Here is an 18,472-nt window from a genome sequence, read left to right as displayed (position 1 = left end):
CTATTAGGGGGTGGCTTAAGTCACCCCCTAATAGGAAAAGTTCTTTTTTCTAGTGATAAGGAATTGATAATTATCTTAAAATCACTCAATTAGTCTTTAAAACGAAAAGGGTTACAACTAAGTTGCAACCCTTTTTCTATTGTAAAATATCAGTTAATTACTTAACTTCAACTTCAGCACCAGCTTCTTCTAAAGATTTTTTCAAACCTTCAGCTTCGTCTTTAGATACACCTTCTTTAACAGCTTTTGGAGCTCCGTCAACTAAATCTTTAGCTTCTTTCAAGCCAAGACCTGTTAAGTCTTTCACCAATTTAACTACTGCTAATTTGCTAGCACCAGCAGATTTCAAGATAACATCAAATGATGTTTGTTCAGCAGGAGCTTCAGCAGCGTCACCACCACCAGCGTTACCAGCTACAACTACTGCAGCAGCAGCAGCAGGCTCGATACCATACTCATCTTTCAAAATTGCTGCTAATTCATTAACTTCTTTTACAGTTAAGTTCACTAATTGCTCAGCGAATGCTTTTAAATCTGCCATTGTATTAAGATTTTTTATTGTTTACGATTTTATTAATTTACTATATGTTTTTGTACTTGGAAGCCTATTTCAATTTGAAAATAAGCTAATTTGGAAATTTGAAAATAATTTTAAGCAACTTATGTAAAATAAACGATGTTATTGTATGAATTAAAGTACTGTATATCAGCATTTTAAAATCATAACTCATCACTCACAACTCATCACTTATGAATCATCGCCAAGTTTAAAAATTAACCTTCTCTTTCTGAAAGGGTTTTGATGATACCAGCTAATTTGCCACCGCTGCTTTGAAGAGCAGAAACAACATTTTTCGCAGGAGATTGTAACAATCCAACGATTTCGCCAATCATCTCTTGTTTAGACTTAACATTTTCAAGAGCAGCTAATTGATCTTCTCCGATGTATAAACCTCCTTCAATAGAAGCACCTTTGAATTTAATTTTATCTTTACCTGCTTCTTTTTTGAAGTCTTTGATCAATTTCGCTGGAGTCTTAGGATTTTCTGGTGAGAAAATGATTCCTGATAAACCTTTGAAAACTGTATCGTTAAATGAAGTATAGTCTACTCCAGTTGTTTCCAATGCTTTTGCGATAAGCGTGTTTTTAACGACACGGTACTCAAAACCACGTTGGAAACACATTCTTCTAAATGCGTTTACTTCTGCAACAGTTAAACCACCGGTATCTGTAATATAGAAGTAAGGAGTAGCTGCGAACTTTTCGCCCAACTCTTGGATAATTATACCTTTTTCTTCCTTTGTCATGATTACAAACCTTTAACTGTTCCTTGGTCAATTTTAACACCCGGAGACATTGTAGAAGACAAATTAACTGACTTCACGTATGTTCCTTTGGCTGAAGATGGCTTCAATTTCAACAAAGTGTTGATAAGTTCCTGAGCATTTTCAGCTAATTTCTCAGGAGTGAATGAAACCTTACCGATAGAAGTGTGGATGATACCAGTTTTGTCAACTTTGAAGTCGATTTTACCAGCTTTCACTTCTGTAACAGCTTGTCCAACGTTCAAGGTAACAGTACCTGATTTTGGATTTGGCATTAAGCCACGAGGTCCTAAAACACGACCTAAACGACCTAACTTAGCCATTACGGTTGGCATTGTGATAATTACATCAATGTCAGTCCAACCTTTTTCAATTTTTTGGATATATTCATCCAAACCAACAAAGTCAGCACCTGCCGCTTTTGCTTCTTCCTCTTTATCAGGTGTACAAAGTACAAGCACTCGTACTTCTTTTCCTGTTCCATGAGGCAAAGCAACCACGCCACGAACCATTTGGTCAGCTTTACGAGGGTCAACCCCCAAACGAACGTCGATATCTACTGAAGAGTCGAACTTCGTATATGAAATCTCTTTCAAAATTTCAGCAGCTTTCGTAAGTGAATACGATTGCGTTGCATCAAATTTTGATTGAGCTTCTTTTTGCTTTTTTGTTAACTTAGCCATTATTCTTTTCAATTTGAAAATTTGAAAATGAGCTAATTTGAAAATGACATTGAAATTAAAGTTGATTAAAATCAATCTTCAAATTTTCAAATTATCTAATCTTCAAATTAGAAAGGTTTTTCTCCTGTTACGTTCAAGCCCATTGAGCGAGCTGTACCTGCTACCATGCTCATTGCTGACTCGATGGTGAAACAGTTTAAATCAGGCATTTTTGTTTCTGCGATTGTACGTACTTGATCCCAAGATACTGAACCAACTTTTTTCAAGTTTGGCTGAGCAGAACCCAATTTTACTTTCGCTGCTTCCAACAACAAAATCGGTGCAGGAGGAGTCTTTACTACGAAATCAAAAGATTTATCTTTGTAGTAAGTAATCAAAACTGGAAGAATAACACCTGGTTTATCTTGTGTTCTAGCATTGAACTGCTTACAGAACTCCATGATATTCAAACCCTTAGAACCCAAGGCTGGACCAATTGGGGGTGATGGGTTAGCGGCACCACCTTTGCATTGCAACTTTACGTAGCCTGCTATTTCTTTTGCCATTATGGTAAAAATTTAAAATCGTTTGAGTTATTGAAAATTTTCTGCCAATAAGGGTGGAAGCTTCCTTACCTGAAAATCCTCGGGTGTTTCATGTCGATTATTTTGTAACTAAACAATCTGATTCACAGTCATTTGAAAGTACTTATAGGCAATTTTACCTGACTGCGCTATGAAACGGACTGCAAAATTACGGCTTTCTTGTTAATATACAAATAGTTATGAAAGAATTTGAAGAGTTTTTTTTAATCAGGGGCTTTAATAGACAATATCGCTTAGAATAATTCGTAAAAAGAATAAGGACAATTAATTGATTGAAGATTATTCAAAGAATATCAATAAATTATGTTGATATTATTGAGCAAACAATATTTCTATTTAATGCTAGAATAATGCTATATGACATAACAATGTGCAAAGGAGGTGACTGCCCGAAGAAACACCTTTGCTACCGATATACTGCTGATATCGAAGGAAGACAGGATTTTTTCCCTAATCCTCCTTTCGATTTCGAGCAAAATACTTGCGAATTTTATTGGCAAGATGTTCAACGGTTTGAACAAATTAAAGCGCGTGCCTATGATTTATGGCTTGATGAACGCCGTCCGAGGGGTAGAGCCCTCGACCATTGGTTAAAAGCTGAAAATGAATGCATTTATCAATGGAGTCAATGGGATAAATTGAGCTAAACCATTATTTACGGTACACACAACTTTTGTTATCAGACTTTTTGTAGTACGATTTATAGTTAATCGCTTTGGGGTCTGTACAGCCTTTTAAGTTTAACAATTCAATATTACGGAAATCAATTGCATGGCTTTCGGCTTGCATCGCTATATAGCCTTCCTTTAATGGTTGTCCATCTTTTTTAATCCACTCAGCACCATTATCAATTTTGGCTTGCTTCCAGTCATATTCAGGACTGACAAAACCTCCGCCAATGTGTAGTTTTTCAAATGTCAAAACAGTATCGCCTTCAATAATATGATGGATTAATGAATCGCCAAATACAATGGCTTCAGCTTTTACCCATTGGTCACCATTATAGGTTTTTGAGTTTGAATCAGTACAATGGTCTGTTACAATTTTACCATTCATATATACTTCTGTCCCTGGCGTACACAGATTACCCGTATGACGCTCGCCTTTACCTAAGCCACCCAATAACTGTAATTCTAAAGACACAGGAAAGCTTTGACCTTTTGATAAACTCTTAGCTGATTGAGAATGCAACATTACCCCACTGTTTCGTACATTCCATGATGCCCCACCAGCCAATTGTTCGCCTTGAAAACGATATTCAAAGCGAATGATATAATATGAATAAGGAGTTTTGTAATAAATATGTCCAAACTTATCGTCAAAGGTTTTGTATTGGTCATAAGCTACTCGCATCATGCCATCTTCTACACGAAATGTATTTTTATAATTTACATTGAGGTCTTCACCAGCAATCTTGATGTCCCATCCATCTAAGTTTTTTCCATTGAATAGTTTAATCCATTCTTGTTTATCAGCCTTTTTTTGAGCTAACATAGAAAATAAACAACCGTTTAATAAACAGATTAAAATAAGGTATTTTTTCATCGTTATTGATTTAAGATAGATTTTAAAATGAATTTAATCTTATAAGGTAATAATCGTCCAATTTACTCAAATGTTAACGATTGTTAATGAAAATAAATGGACTAAACTATTGAAAATATCCGCAATCTAACCGACATAAAATTAAAAACAATACTATTATGAAAGCAATGCATATTCAACCTAACACTTCGATAGAAGTTGGTTCTAAAAGTAAAATCAAATTAGCTACTATTATTTTAATGGCAAGCATTAGTCTTAACTCTTTTGTAGGTGTGGCTCAACATGGTGACAGAGGTAGAGGAGACGATAAAGGAAGAAATGAAAGACATGATAACGGAAGAGGAAATGACAGAGGACGAGGCGATAACCGTGGCAATGATAATCGTGGTAACGATAGATACGACAATAACCGTGGCAATGACAGATATGATAACAATCGTAAGGTAGTAATAAACAGACGACCAGTAGTGAACCAAACAACAGTTGTGTATAGAAACAATACTCCCAACTGGCGTTATGCGTCTTTACCTAGAAGAAACACTGTGGTAAATGTAGCACCAAGCACATCTATCTCTGTTTCTTTCGGCGGCATCAACTTCCGTTATGACAATGGCGTTTATTACAGACCTTATCAAAACACGTATGTTGTGGCTCCTGCTCCTATAGGTATCAGAGTAAAGTATTTACCACGTGAACACAGAGTATTCAATCTTTATAATCGCCCTTATCATTACTATAATGGTGCGTATTATGAATATCAAAACAATGATTATGTAGTTGTTCCTCCTCCAATCGGGGCATTAGTAGAAAGTATTCCTGATGGTTATGAGAAACTACAAATTAATGGCGACACATATTATATTGTTGACGGTATTCAATATAGAGCCGTTTTACAAAATGGAGAAATTTGGTATGAGGTGATAAAAATAATCAGTTAGGTGTTTAGGTTTTAGAAAGGTATCGAGCCATTGGTCGATACCTTTTTTATGAATAAACTAAGCGATACAAGGAAGTAATAGCCTGAATTCACAACCTTCGCCTAATTTGCTTTTTAGTAGGATAGTACCTTTATGACCTTCTACCATTTCTTTTACATAATAAAGTCCTAGTCCAAAGCCCTTTACATTATGTACGTCGCCAGTATGTACCCTAAAAAACTTATTAAAAACTTGTTTCTGGTCTCTTTCTGAAATCCCAATACCATTATCTTTTACCGAAACCATTAAATTATTACCAATATTTTCTGAGGTTATAATGATTACTGGCGGACGTTCGCAATATTTAACGCCATTATCGATTAAGTTGTGAATAATATTGGTAAAATGCAGTCTATCAGCTTTGATTATGCTATGCGTAGCCTTTAAATCAATAATCAACTCTCCATTTTTTTCTTTAAACAATGGCTCACAGTTGATGGATAATTCGTTGATTAATTCATGAATATCTACTTCTTCAAAATTAAGCTTATCTATTTTCTGAGCAATGTTAGCAGTTTGCAAAACCGTATCGACATTCTTTTTTAAGCGAGCGGCTTCTTTTCTAATAATAGCGGCGTAGCTCAATAATCGTTCTGGAGTATTGACTATCTCTGGTTTCATCAGCACTTCGCTGGAAATAGAAATAGTAGATATTGGCGTTTTGAATTCATGCGTCATATTATTAATAAAGTCGTTCTGAATCTCAGAAAGTCTTTTTTGCTTAAAAATCAGCATTAAAGCATATACAAAAAAGGCCATTACTACCAGTAAAATAGCTGACGAAACAAACCAATTGTCTAAGTCGCTTAAAAGGAATAGTTTTTTATCAGGGAAATGAACGCCAAAATAATAATTATGAATATCTAAGTCAGGGAAATGATAAGAACTGGTCGAATCTGAACGGTCACAGTTTTCGGAATGACATACAAAAGAAGTATATCTGATATTATCCTTCAAGCAATCATAAATACCAAATTCAAAATTGATGCGAATATCATTATGCGCAAACTCCTGTTTTAAAAACTCCTCCAAAATCATGTGATTAATGGTATCGTTTACTTGCACTGTATAATAGTTTGAAGTAACTCGCTCTACAGGGTCAATGATTTTGTTGTTAGGATTTTTGTTGAATGCTAATATTCTTTTGCAAACTACTCTCAAAGCGGCCGTAGTTCGTTGGTCAAAATCACGGTCTTGGATATTATAGGCTTGATTAAACCAATAATATTGCACAACAATTACTCCTCCTAAAAGAAGGATAGACAAAGCAACAAATATTCTGAGTGTTTTTGCATTCATGGGTAGTAGCCTTTAGGCAATGATTTAATGACTAAAAGACAAAAGATAGTAATCCTTTAGTCATCAAATCCAATAACAAGTCTAATAACGACAACGTTTTTTGCTATAACATTAGTTTTTTACTTAACAATCATTAACAATCAATCGAGCTACGAGTTGGAAACTCGTATTACTGAGTTTTTTTTATAAATCCCCTAAGATACCCAATACCAAACTTGCCGAATTATAAGCCGCTACATATTCAAAAGTTTTCATATCTAAATGCGCCTTTGAATTGGCATTATCGCTAATACTTCTAATCACCAAACAAGGAATTTTTTGTTGAAAACATACTTGTGCCACTGCCGCACCTTCCATTTCCGTAGCATCAGCACCATATTTTATGCGTAACTCATCAACTTTCTGATTAGAATTTACAAAAACATCACCCGTAGCAATAATGCCTGTCATCACTTTGAGATTTCTGGTTCCTACAATCCTATAAGGTGTTTTTTTAGAAATGCCTTGTGCTTTTTTAAGCAGTGTTTCATCAGCTGGGAAATAAATAGGGTTCATTTCTACATAAGCAGGGTTTCGGGTAGGACGCAGAGTAAATCCTGTAGAATCGATTTTCCCATAATCATGTTCGAAAGTAGATTTCGCAATGACGATATCACCCGGTAATAAGTCCGGATGAATACCCCCTGCAATACCCGTGAAAATCAACTGTGCAGGATTCCAGTTCATCAATAAAATACTGGTAGTCATAGCAGCATTTACTTTGCCCACGCCCGTTAGAGCAACTACTACAGAACGCCCACGAAGCTCGCCCGTTAGGAAACGAATACCTTTTAGGTTTACTTCTTTTTTGTTGCTCAGAGAATCTTCCAGCAATTTCACCTCTTGACTAAATGCCCCCAAAATAGCCGTTAATGGTTTCTGGGCCTGAATTTGTAAACTAAATAAAAGTAGGATAAGTATTTTTTTCATTTGTTGATTAAGTGATTGGTGAATAGTAATTAGTGATTAGGGTTGGGTTCGCAATTAGACTTTTAACTATGTATGGTAGATGTCTAATCACTAATAACCAATTACTAATCACTTCAAGAAATAATTAAAGACAAAACAGCAAAACCATCAATCACCCAAAGAGCGGGCGATACTTCTTTAGGTTTGCCAGCAAATACCTTGATGATTGTCCAAGACAAAAATCCCCATATAATTCCTTGGGTGATGGAATAAGAAAAAGGAATTAAGACCAAAGCTAAAAATGCAGGAATAGCATCATCCATTTTAGCCCAATTGATTTTGGTAATAGGCTTCATCATAAATACGCCTACCACTATCAAGGCAGGAGCTGTAGCAATAGCGGGGATTACTGATAATAAAGGCGACAAAAACATAAAAGGCAAAAACAAAATACCCGCCGTAATAGCTGTTAAGCCCCTGCGTCCCCCTTGTTCTATTCCTACTGCCGATTCTATATAAGCCGTTCCGGGGCTTGTTCCCAAAATTCCTGCTAATAAAGTAGCCACTGCGTCTGTCAGCAACGATTGTTTAATATTACGAGGCTCGCCATTTTCATCGTATAAGTAAGCCGCCTCTGCCAAGCCTACAAAAGTAGAAAGGCTATCGAACATATCAGTAAAGACAAAAGCAAAAATGATTGGGAATAAAGCAAATTTGAAAGAATGGATGATATCTAACTGAAAGATTAAACTAAAATCTGGAGCAGCTATCAAGCCGTTCCAATTGACTAAAGCCTTTTGTCCGAAGTTAATAGCTGATGCATCACCCCACATTCTACCAATTGGTATAGCCAATAAAGTAGTGATAACGATACCGATGATAATAGCTCCTTTTACATCCCGTACTATCAAGATGGCTGTTAGTAATAATCCAATAAGAAAAGTTATAATGATAGGATTATGAAAACTAGCGATACTTACCAAAGTAACAGGGTTGGCAACGATAAAATGAGCATTTTCAAAACCAATAAGACTGATAAATAATCCTATCCCTGCCGAAATAGCAAAACGAAGGGGTTTAGGAATGGCCTTTACGATATAGGTCCGCAAGTTGAAAATGGATAAAATCAGGAAGAAAACGCCCGCCCAAAATACAGCACCCAACGCTACTTGATAGGAAATTCCCATGCCCTTTACGGCCGTAAATGTAAAGAAGGCATTCATGCCCATTCCCGGAGCCACAACGATAGGGTTTTTAGCATAAAGCCCCATCATCAAACTAGAGAAAAATGAAAGCAAAACGGTAGCCGTTAATACCGCATCAAAAGGCATTCCTGCTTGAGAAAGAATGGATGGATTGACAATGATGATATACATGGTAGCCAAAAAGGAACTTATACCAGCAAGTATTTCAGTTTTTTTAGTTGTCGGAGACATAAAATAAGGTTTTTGTCTAAAAATAAGGATTGTTCATCAGAAAGACAATAAGAATAAACCTTCGGGCTTTATATTATACTTTTGTGGGAAGAATACTTTATAAACCATTTATCCAATGCAATACTTTTTAATATTTTTAGCTTTTCTATGCGGAGCCGTTTTCCCTACACAAGCAGGGTTGAATGCTAAAATGGCAAGATTGGTCGGCAATCCAGTACTAGCCGCCTTGTTGTCTTTTGCTACAGGATTGGTAGCCCTTACTGTATATGCTATTGTTACGCGTATTCCTTTGGCACAATTTAGTCAATTTAAAAATGCTCCTTGGTATGTTTGGTTTGCAGGAATTTTAGGGGCGTTTTATATCAGCACTGTTATCGTATTAATGCCACGCTTGGGTGTAGCTTTAACATTTGGTTTGATTGTAGCAGGACAAATGACTGTTTCGTTATTATTAGACCATTTCGGTTGGCTAGATGCACCTGTCAGAGAAATATCATTGGGCAGGGTTATTGGCGCATTTTGTTTGATAATTGGCGTAATCTTAATTCGTAAATTTTAGCGTTGTATTTAGATTTATAGATAAATAAATAGGCTATTTTTTAATACAAATATGTACTAAAAAATAGCCTAGAAATGTGATTTTGACTAAATGCTTAGAATTTCAGACTTACACCAGCCATTACATTAGTACCTGCTTGTGGATAATAGAAGTTTTCAGTGTAAGATACACCTTCAAAAATGTAGCTATACGTATAGCCATTAGATTCATAAAGGGTATTGAATAGATTGTTTACCAAGAAACTAAAGCTAACTTCTCTTAATGTCTTTCCTTTGATGGTATAAATGGCACGAACATCATTGGTGAAGTAGGCATTCAATTTACGGTTTTCATTAGAGGTATTATCCAAATATTGTTTTCCTACATATTTAGACAATAAGCCTAATTCTAAACCCTTCACAGGCGTATATAATATTTGTGAACCTACGATTACATTAGGTGAAAAAGCAATATTCGTTTTACTCAAAGTAGGTAAAAGCGTTTCTGATTCAGTATCGTAATTATAGATTGACTCTGTAAAGTTTTTGATTTTGTTTTCAGAGAAAGTCGCATTGGCATTGATTTTCAACGAGCTATTTAATTGTACGCCTCCTTCTATTTCTATCCCTAAGCGATAGCTTTCTGGTACATTTACACGGATGGCACTACCTACATCATTCAACTTTCCTGTTAATACTAATTGGTTATTGTAGTTCATAAAATAACCGTTAACCGCAAAAGCCGTTTTTCCTGTCTGAGTTTTATAACCCAACTCAAAATCATTCAGTTTTTCTGATTTAGGTGTTTTGCCTACGTTATCCACAAAGTCTGAGCGACTAGGCTCTTTGTTGCCCACACTATAAGAAGCATACGCAGAAGTGCTTGGTGATACTTGGTAACTTAAACCAAACTTAGGATTAAAGAATTGATAATCTACTTTTTGTCCAATGTTCAAAAGGTTGTCATCCGTTCCTTTAATCTCATAATTGATTGTTCTGAGTTGTAAATCGGCAAAAGCATTTAATTTCTCAGTGAACTGATAAAATGCTTTTGCATATACGTTGAAATCTACCTTTTTAGAATTGCCATTATAATAACGGTCGCCAATTTTTGACGTAGAAGCGTATTGAGCCCAGATAATTTCGCCATAATTTCTACCATCGTATTCATTCAAAGCACCGCCAAAATTGGCCGTTAACTTTTTACTTCCTTGATAATCAAAAGAGAACGTAGTACCATAAAAGTCATTATCCAACCATTTACGACGAACTAAATCTGTCTTAGTAATCGTTGTTGCACCCAATACTACATTAGGCAAACCATATTTTGATAATTTATCTTGCTCTTTGAATTGCTCATAATATCCACGTCCATACGTATAGTGGAAATTCAAGTTGAAAGTCCAAGCGTTTGATAAACTATGAGAAGAAAGCAATTGATAATGGTCTTGCTGATAGTTATCCGTTTGGTTAGGATACGTATATAAATTGAAAGTACGATTGGTTGCTAAAGTAGCTTCTGGAACACCTTCCCAAGCTTGATAAGTTTTTTCTTTACCAGAAAACACATTCAAACGGACAAAAGATTTTTTGCCAAAATAAGCACCAGAAAGGTAAAACGATTTTAAGTCAGAAGAAGCACGGTCGATATAGCCATCTGACGTTACTTTTGATAGACGAGCATCAAAGGTGAATTTATCATTTATCAACCCTGAACCCACTAAAAGAGTGTTTTTTAAAGTATTGAATGAGCCATAGGCAGAATTAATTTCAGCATAAGCCTGTTTTCTGAATTCGTTAGTAGAAACATTAATGGAAGCACCAAAAGCACCAGCGCCATTAGTTGAAGTACCTACACCACGTTGAATTTGGATAGAACTAACCGAGCTTGCCAAGTCAGGTGTATTAACCCAAAAAGTACCTTGCGATTCAGCATCATTCAATGGAATGCCATTGATGGTTACATTGATTCTTGTAGCATCAGTCCCTCTAATTCTTACACCAGTATAACCCACACCCGCACCTGCATCGGAGGTAGAAACCAGCGAAGGTGTAAAGTTTAGTAACTGAGGAATATCTTGTCCAAGGTTCTGTTTCTGAATATCTTCTTTAGAAACATCAGTGAAGGCAATAGCAGATTTGGCATTCGCACGGGTAGCACTTACTACCACTTCATCTGCTACAAAAGTAGATTTATGCAAGACGAAATCGAAAGAAGCATCTTTTTGTAAATCAATTACTTGTACATTTTTCTCGTAGCCAACAAAGCTAATTTTTAATGTATAAGTACCTTTTTTTACATTTTTTAGGATAAATAATCCTTGAGCATTGCTTTGTGTACCCCTTACGGCATTTACTAACGTAATATTTGCACCAGCCAAAGGTTTATTGCCATCAGCATCGACAATCTTTCCAGAAATAGTATACTGAGCATACGATTGAGTAGAGAGGAAAAATATTAAAGCAATCAATGTTGAATAGCTTATAATATCATTTTTTTGATTTACCAAAAGGCGAATCATAGCAACGAACTGGTTGAGAACACCTGTTTGAGCAAACAGATTTCTCGGAATAGTCGTTAAGTTTTTCATCTTTGAAAATATTAACAACAGGCAAAGGAGTCAAATCCCGTTAGATTTAACAATGTGAAACCCTATGTAATTGATTGATTTTAAATCTGTTCACGTAATCTAAACGCAAAACCAAATTTACAAAATCCCTTCGACGGAATTACCCGCATCAGGTTCAGTGGGTATAATCTCAGCCCGTTATATTAAGGCACCCCTTTTTGTGATTGTAAAACAAAGGTATAACGAAAATTGATAAATTGTACTTTTAGAGGATATATAATTTTTGATTTTGAGACTTTAGGATTTTGGACTTTAGGATTTTTAGACTTTAAGACTTGAGGACAACGTATTTTTTACCCGCAGATTTTGGAGATTATATTCGCTGATTTACACAGATAATATTTTGTCAGCGCGAATCAGCGGTTTTAAATCTGCTATATCAATGAGTAAAACTTTATCGTGAATTACTTTACCCGCAGATTTACAGAGATTTTTTCCGCTGATTTACGCAGATAATATTTTGTCAGCGCAAATCAGCGGTTTTAAATCTGTTATATCAATGAGTAAAACTTTATCGTGAATTACTTTACCCGCAGATTTACAGAGATTTTTTCCGCTGATTATCGCAGATATTTATTTTGTCAGCGCAAATCAGCGGTTTTAAATCTGCTATATCAGCGGGTAAAACTTTATCGTGAATTACTTTACCCGCAGATTATCGCAGATATTTATTTTGTCAGCGCAAATCAGCGGTTTTAATCTGTTATATCAGCGGGTAAAACTTTATGACAATTCACCACTCAAAACTCTTAACTCATCACTCCAATCATCTTGGTACTTCGATTTTTTGAAGAATTTGAGCAATGATGTCTTCTGGTGTTGAGCCTTCCATCTCTTTTTCTGGAGTAAGAATAATTCTGTGACGAAGTACTGCAGGGGTAAGCTCCTGCACATCTTCTGGCGTTACGAAATCCCTGCCTCTGATAGCTGCCAAGGCTTTTGAAGCATTCAATAACGCCACAGATGCCCTTGGTGAAGCGCCCAAATAAATGAATTTAGAATTACGGGTTTCATGAATAATCTTGGCGATATATTCTAAAATTTTAATGTCAACAATAGATAGTCGTACTTTTTCTCGTAAAGCTGTTAATTGAGCAGGCGTCAAAATGCTATCAATCAACTCAACAGGATTGCTGGATGCTGCACTAGAACGAGTATGATTACCTTGAAGAATTTGTACTTCTTCCTGATAAGATGGATAATTGATGATGATTTTAAAAAGAAAACGGTCTAATTGTGCTTCAGGTAAACGGTAAGTTCCTTCTTGCTCAATAGGGTTTTGTGTCGCCATTACTAGGAACGGAAAAGACATCGGATAAGTAGTGCCCGAGTTCGTAATTTGTCGTTCTTCCATTACCTCAAACAAGGCCGCCTGAGTTTTAGCAGGCGAGCGGTTTATTTCATCAATCAAGATAATGTTTGAAAAAATAGGGCCTTTTTTGAAATCAAATTCGGCTGTTTTAGGATTAAAAATAGCTGTTCCTAATACATCTGAAGGCATCATATCAGGCGTAAATTGAATACGACTAAAATCTGTAGAGATGGTTTTGGCCAACAATTTAGCAGTAAGTGTTTTCGCTACGCCAGGAACGCCTTCTAACAAAACATGACCATCTGCAAAGATGGCAGTTAACAATAAATCGATGGTGTTCTGCTGCCCGATGATAATTTTCCCGATTTCTGCTCTGATATTGGCTACTGCTTCTTGTAAATCGCTAAGGTCTATTCTTGATTCAAATTCCATATATAGTTGTGAATTAGTGATTGATTTAGTTTTGAGTTAGTGAATTGTGAATGAGTGAGTTGTGATTTAGTGATTGATTTTAGTTTTGAGTTAGTGAATGAGTGATTGTTTTTAATTTTTATTAAGTGATTTGTTCATGGTTTGACTATTAGATTAAAGAGTTATCATTACTTTAATTTACTAACTCACAATTCACAACTAAAGTAACTCACTCACTCATTCACTCAATATTCTACGTGTTCTTATAAAATGCTTCAATGTGTTTATTAAAGTCAACTAAATCTTTTTCTTGAACATGTTCGCTACTTTGCATGGTTGCTACATAATCGAAAAGCTCGTTAATTTCGGCAATGGGTAAATTAGTCTTACGACTTAAATCGTCTTTAAACTCCTGATCTAAAATTGTAGTTTTCAAATGAAATTTATTTCTGATATAGGCCAATAAATAAGCTATTTTCTTATCAGAAATAGCCTTATGGTCTTTTTGATTATAATACAACGCACCAATGGTTTCTACAAAACTTAATGAGGTATTTTTAGGGATTTCGATGATAGGAATAATTCGTTGACGGCGTTTGCCTTCAAAAATTAAATAAATCAATAGTGCAACCAATGTAATATAATAAGCCCATTTTAGTGCGGGCTGGCTAGCAATAAATTTGAATGGAGAACTATCAATATCATCTTCACCTTTAGCATATTTTGATTTTAAAATACTTCTACTGTTTTTGCCAAAACCCATAATGTTTACATATTCATCCCAGTAAACTTGGCGTTCGGGCAAATATGATAATGCCTTAAAAGCGTAGTCAGCGTTATTGGCTTTTAACAGATAAAAATTAGAAAAAGCTTTAGGCACAGTACTTAAATAAAACGAGCCTTTCCCAAAAGGAATTTTAATGAAATTCGCCTCTCCAGTGTGATTTTTGCCTAAGATGATAGCATTCGTAGTGACAAGTTTGGTTAAACTATCTTTCTTGTAACTCAACTCAAAATAAGCACTTACAGATTGGTGATGATAACGATAGGCTTCGGGAGCTTTAAGCTGAGGATTCACCAAATTGATAGTAACAGAATCTTTGGTAAATGTTGGGTTAAAATTTGTTTCAAAATGTAATGTATCGTTTAACCCATAAAAATCCTCAGCAGCAATAAAGGCGTTATTACCTTGATGTACATATTCTAACAGTTTTTTACGGTTGATAGAATCTACCCTAAAATACTGATATACATAAATATAATTGCTCTTTGTATTGTTTATAGTAGTAGCTCCCTTTGCATAAATGGGCACTCTACCATCAGAAATCTTTTGATTTCTGAATACTTCTGGTAGTAATTTATACAATAATTCGCAACCGTAAGGGATTTTATCTTTACTCGAATACGTCTGAGTCCAATCGATAGGTTTTGGCGTGTAGATTTCTACCAAAACGAATCCTAGTACAGTTAAAGAAAGAATTAAGAGGTAAAAACGATGTTTTTTCATACGTACTATTCTGTATCGCTACCATCGTCAGTGATAGTGGTCAGACTAATAATTTTATCGTTTTGAACCATTATTTCCAAGAAAGAATCAGTTGTGCCAAACCTTACACTGACGGTAGTTATCCAGTCTTCCACAGAGTTATCCACATCCCTAAGCTTATATGATTTCGGAAAACGTTTTTTTACTTTAGCCATATTGTCCCCTACTTTCAAATCAGCCAAATTATCAATTTTAAATTTAGATGTTTTTAATTCAAACCCACTTACTGTTTCGTCCATTACAAAAAATACATCTTTACCGTAGAAGTATTCTTCAAAATGATTAGATAGTTGTGCATCTTGAGTTTCTTCTTTTTTTACCGAATCTGGCGACCCTAGTTTATCTAAAATTACGCCATAATTAGCCCCTAACTTAATACCTGCCACACTCATTGTATAATAATCTAGGGTGTCATAATCGTCGTCATCATACATTTTTTTAGAATGTGATGAAGGCTTGAATGAAGACAAAGCTATTAATACCAACACGGATAAGAGCGTAATTGAACTGAAATATTTCATGTTTTTATGAACGATTTAGATACTTAACTGTATTAAATAATTTGATTACTAAATTTTAAAAAATCCTCTCGAATTTCAACAAAATGTTCTTCATCAATCGGAAAATCTCCATACCAAGTATACTCAAATTGACGTGTTACCTGATTGAAGCTAGTCTTTAATGTTGATGATTGTAATTCATAAACGTAAGATTGATTGGTTTTATTGATTTGCCAATGAATCAATCCTGCATCACTCAGTTCTTTCAAAGCCTTTAAATAATATAGTCGTACAGCAAGGCGATAGTTTTTCTGTGCGACTGCCTCAGAAATGGCTTCGTTAAAATTTATTTGATGAATATTTTCTTCGATGGTTTCGTATGGAATATCATATTTAGATTTCTTTTTAAAAAGCCCATCAAAATTAACACCAATGAGTTTTAAAATGATAAAAACTACAACCGATGCTACAAAGAAATAGGCAACTCCTTTCCAAAAATTAGGATTACCCACACCAGAAAAATTTTTTGAAAACCATTCAAATAATTGGCGTAACAAACGACTCCACCAATTTTCTACATAGTTTACTTGCTCAGTACCATATTGGTAGTCTTTTAGTTTTCTGAAAGCATTTATTTGGCTTTCTTGTGGCTTTCTGACGATTACTTTGGAAGAATCAACGACGACAGCCAGACTGTGAAAGGAAGTATACGCTGAAAGCAATATTAAATTTATAAAAATGTGATAATACAATCTAATATTCTTCATCTTCATTTTCAAAAGTTTTCTTCTGACCAATGGCCGAAATCTGTGATTTTAGCGATGTGCCATCCTTGCGTTCTACTAAATTAAAATATTGAAAAGTAAGTGCCACATACGTTAAAGATGAAATCAGTACTCTACCAATGGTAGCAATAATACTTGTAATAATTAAGGGAATGTTTTCTGAGGCTCCACCACCAATTTTCAATACTTTCATGATAGTAACAATGACAGAGGGTGCCGAAAATACTAAAGAAAGAAAATAATTGATAATGGCAAAAACCATTATTAAACCAAACGTCGACCACCATTTTTGCTGAATCAAATAATTGGCTCTACCAAAAGCATCCCAAACGCTGATATCTTCAAATGCTACGATTGAAGTATTTAGGATAAAAATAATTCCTAAGTAGATAATAGTGAGCAATGCTAATAAACCAGCCAGAAACATGGCTAAATTAGCAGAAATGCCAGAACCAGCTCCTGAAACAATGAGGCTAATAAAAAAACCAAATACTAATAATACAACTGCCAATGCCAGTGTTACACTTAGAATACTTGATAGAATGGTGAGGTATAATGATTTTACGCGTGCCCAAACCATTTCTATGGTGATTGTCTTGGGGTCATCTGAATGGATGTACTCAATAATAAAAGCATATACAGTACTGGCGACCATAACGCTTGCAAAAAATAAAAATACTAATGAAAGGAAATAGTTTGCAGAAAACAGATAAGCTGTATTTCTACCCATTATTTCTCCAAATAGCTCTGCTGGAGAACTATTTTTAGTATCCTGACCAACGTTTCCTACTTCTAGGGCAGCTATTTGAACTAACCCACCAAAAATGCCTCCAATAAGCACTAATGGCCCCGTCAGGTATAGTAAAGACAAAAATAAGGTTTTGAAATTGGCAGTAATAAAATTAAAAGTTGCGTTTATTTTATCACTAAAATCTCGTTCCTGTTCAAAGATTATTTTGGGTGTTTTTTTCATTTCTAAATCGATTTAATTGTATAGGGTAAACTACAAAATACCAGATAATAAACAAAGCAGAAGGCAAAATAATCATCAAACTTGGTATCAGCGAAAGATGTTTTCGGGTAAGAAAGCTTTCGATAAATCCTGCTACGATAAACAATGGCACTAAGCCAATAATAATTTTTAAGCCCTGTTTAGCCCCTTTTTTGAAGGATGCAAGTCGGGTAAAAGTTTTGGGAAAAAGAAGACTATTACCCATGACTAAGCCTGCACAACCTGCAATAACAATAGAGGAAATTTCGAGTGTACCATGAAGCCAAATAGTTAATAAAGATGTTTCTAAAAAGCCATGTTGATAACAGAAATACTGGAATACGCCCACCATAATGCCATTAAAAACCAAAAAATAACCAGTACCTATCGAGAAGAAAATACCCATCACAAAAGTGATAAACGATACTCTGATATTATTGATGGTAATCATAAAAAACATCGTGATTTCATCCTCATTTCCATAAATAGCCAAAGGATCTCCTTTCTCGATATTTTCTAAAGTCATTTCAACATAGCTATCCCCCAAAATTAGCCTAGCAAAAGAATCATCATAAGCAGCCGAAACAGCCCCTAGCAGTGCTGAAATACCGAAAATAATAAAAGAAAAAAGTAATTGTCGTTGAGAATTATAAAACAAAGTAGGTAATTCTACTTTCCAAAAAGTGATAAAACGGTTTGCCTTTTCTCGTTTATTTGAATAAATTTTACTAAAAAGGGTAGATGTTAATCCATTAAGGTATTGAGTCGTTGGCGAATCTGGATAGAAAGTGCGCGCATATGAAAGGTCGTCAGTCAACTCTACAAACCTTTCAGAAAGGATGTCAGGGTTTACATTGACTGAGTCTTCCTCAAATTCCTGCCATTTATCAAGGTTATGCTTTTTAAATAGGGCTTCCCGCATGGGTTTATAAATAAAATTTATTTGAAATACTTCTCTCTGC

At 35.1% G+C, this 18,472-nt stretch carries 18 protein-coding genes and 1 riboswitch; of the genes, 3 read left to right on the top strand and 15 right to left on the bottom strand.

Annotation, left to right across the window (positions count from 1 at the left end; translation table 11 throughout):
• Positions 1 to 157 precede the first annotated feature (157 nt).
• The 4 genes from rplL to rplK form a co-directional block, all read right to left on the bottom strand.
• Complete coding sequence (gene rplL, locus AC07XN_RS07850; protein WP_184129288.1) at positions 158 to 541, bottom strand: 50S ribosomal protein L7/L12; 384 nt, start codon at positions 539 to 541, stop codon at positions 158 to 160.
• Between the two features lie 233 nt (positions 542 to 774).
• Positions 775 to 1,308 carry a 50S ribosomal protein L10 gene (rplJ, locus tag AC07XN_RS07845; protein WP_309914703.1) on the bottom strand — a complete coding sequence of 178 codons (534 nt, stop codon included), beginning with the start codon at positions 1,306 to 1,308 and terminating at the stop codon, positions 775 to 777.
• Positions 1,309 to 1,310: 2 nt separating this feature from the next.
• The gene (gene rplA, locus AC07XN_RS07840; protein ID WP_309914707.1) at positions 1,311 to 2,009 is read right to left on the bottom strand and encodes a 50S ribosomal protein L1; all 699 of its coding nucleotides are present in this window, start codon (positions 2,007 to 2,009) and stop codon (positions 1,311 to 1,313) included.
• Positions 2,010 to 2,116: 107 nt separating this feature from the next.
• On the bottom strand, positions 2,117 to 2,554 hold the full coding sequence (rplK, locus tag AC07XN_RS07835) for a 50S ribosomal protein L11 (RefSeq protein WP_309914709.1): 438 nt from the start codon (positions 2,552 to 2,554) through the stop codon (positions 2,117 to 2,119).
• Between the two features lie 389 nt (positions 2,555 to 2,943).
• On the opposite strand from rplK, the gene AC07XN_RS07830 reads away from it, so the two are divergent.
• Positions 2,944 to 3,240: a DUF2934 domain-containing protein gene (locus AC07XN_RS07830; RefSeq protein WP_494742628.1), complete on the top strand. Its 297-nt coding sequence runs from the start codon at positions 2,944 to 2,946 to the stop codon at positions 3,238 to 3,240.
• Positions 3,241 to 3,244: 4 nt separating this feature from the next.
• On the opposite strand, the gene AC07XN_RS07825 is transcribed toward AC07XN_RS07830, so the two are convergent.
• Complete coding sequence (locus tag AC07XN_RS07825; RefSeq protein ID WP_309914714.1) at positions 3,245 to 4,138, bottom strand: 3-keto-disaccharide hydrolase; 894 nt, start codon at positions 4,136 to 4,138, stop codon at positions 3,245 to 3,247.
• Between the two features lie 158 nt (positions 4,139 to 4,296).
• Here AC07XN_RS07825 and AC07XN_RS07820 point away from each other — a divergent pair, with 158 nt between their 5' ends.
• Entirely contained in the window at positions 4,297 to 5,076 is a 780-nt protein-coding gene (locus AC07XN_RS07820) for a DUF6515 family protein (RefSeq protein WP_309914717.1), read from the top strand.
• 57 nt (positions 5,077 to 5,133) lie between these two features.
• Here the strand turns inward: AC07XN_RS07820 and AC07XN_RS07815 are convergent, their stop codons facing one another.
• From AC07XN_RS07815 to AC07XN_RS07805, 3 genes are all read right to left on the bottom strand, one after another.
• Positions 5,134 to 6,414: a sensor histidine kinase gene (locus tag AC07XN_RS07815; protein WP_309914720.1), complete on the bottom strand. Its 1,281-nt coding sequence runs from the start codon at positions 6,412 to 6,414 to the stop codon at positions 5,134 to 5,136.
• A 183-nt stretch (positions 6,415 to 6,597) separates the two neighbouring features.
• Positions 6,598 to 7,383: a 5'-methylthioadenosine/adenosylhomocysteine nucleosidase gene (locus AC07XN_RS07810; protein ID WP_494742627.1), complete on the bottom strand. Its 786-nt coding sequence runs from the start codon at positions 7,381 to 7,383 to the stop codon at positions 6,598 to 6,600.
• 113 nt (positions 7,384 to 7,496) lie between these two features.
• Complete coding sequence (locus AC07XN_RS07805) at positions 7,497 to 8,798, bottom strand: NCS2 family permease (RefSeq protein WP_494742626.1); 1,302 nt, start codon at positions 8,796 to 8,798, stop codon at positions 7,497 to 7,499.
• Positions 8,799 to 8,913: 115 nt separating this feature from the next.
• Between AC07XN_RS07805 and AC07XN_RS07800 the strand changes: the two genes are divergently transcribed.
• Complete coding sequence (locus tag AC07XN_RS07800) at positions 8,914 to 9,357, top strand: DMT family transporter (RefSeq protein ID WP_309914730.1); 444 nt, start codon at positions 8,914 to 8,916, stop codon at positions 9,355 to 9,357.
• Between the two features lie 94 nt (positions 9,358 to 9,451).
• On the opposite strand, the gene AC07XN_RS07795 is transcribed toward AC07XN_RS07800, so the two are convergent.
• The 7 genes from AC07XN_RS07795 to AC07XN_RS07765 all read right to left on the bottom strand — a co-directional run bounded on the left by AC07XN_RS07795 (position 9,452) and on the right by AC07XN_RS07765 (position 18,432).
• Positions 9,452 to 11,857 carry a TonB-dependent receptor gene (locus AC07XN_RS07795; RefSeq protein ID WP_494742630.1) on the bottom strand — a complete coding sequence of 802 codons (2,406 nt, stop codon included), beginning with the start codon at positions 11,855 to 11,857 and terminating at the stop codon, positions 9,452 to 9,454.
• Positions 11,858 to 12,034: 177 nt separating this feature from the next.
• Positions 12,035 to 12,131, bottom strand: a riboswitch (TPP riboswitch).
• 600 nt (positions 12,132 to 12,731) lie between these two features.
• Positions 12,732 to 13,709 (bottom strand): AAA family ATPase, encoded by a 978-nt coding sequence (locus AC07XN_RS07790; RefSeq protein ID WP_494742625.1) that lies wholly within the window; start codon positions 13,707 to 13,709, stop codon positions 12,732 to 12,734.
• 232 nt (positions 13,710 to 13,941) lie between these two features.
• Entirely contained in the window at positions 13,942 to 15,195 is a 1,254-nt protein-coding gene (locus AC07XN_RS07785) for a DUF4350 domain-containing protein (protein WP_494742624.1), read from the bottom strand.
• Positions 15,196 to 15,200: 5 nt separating this feature from the next.
• Positions 15,201 to 15,755 (bottom strand): hypothetical protein, encoded by a 555-nt coding sequence (locus AC07XN_RS07780; protein WP_494742623.1) that lies wholly within the window; start codon positions 15,753 to 15,755, stop codon positions 15,201 to 15,203.
• Between the two features lie 32 nt (positions 15,756 to 15,787).
• A complete protein-coding gene (locus AC07XN_RS07775) occupies positions 15,788 to 16,501 on the bottom strand; it encodes a DUF4129 domain-containing protein (protein ID WP_494742622.1) in 714 nt (237 codons plus the stop codon).
• On the bottom strand, positions 16,488 to 17,492 hold the full coding sequence (locus AC07XN_RS07770) for a hypothetical protein (RefSeq protein ID WP_494742621.1): 1,005 nt from the start codon (positions 17,490 to 17,492) through the stop codon (positions 16,488 to 16,490). The genes AC07XN_RS07775 and AC07XN_RS07770 overlap by 14 nt, the downstream gene beginning before the upstream one ends.
• Positions 17,464 to 18,432 (bottom strand): stage II sporulation protein M, encoded by a 969-nt coding sequence (locus tag AC07XN_RS07765; RefSeq protein WP_309914747.1) that lies wholly within the window; start codon positions 18,430 to 18,432, stop codon positions 17,464 to 17,466. Before AC07XN_RS07765 ends, AC07XN_RS07770 begins: the two co-directional genes overlap by 29 nt.
• Between the last annotated feature and the right edge of the window lie 40 nt (positions 18,433 to 18,472).

It is taken from the genome of Arcicella sp. GW458-12-2-14-TSB2 (assembly GCF_059423785.1).
Note: the sequence above shows the minus strand (reverse complement) of the source record. Positions and strands in the feature narration are given on the sequence as shown.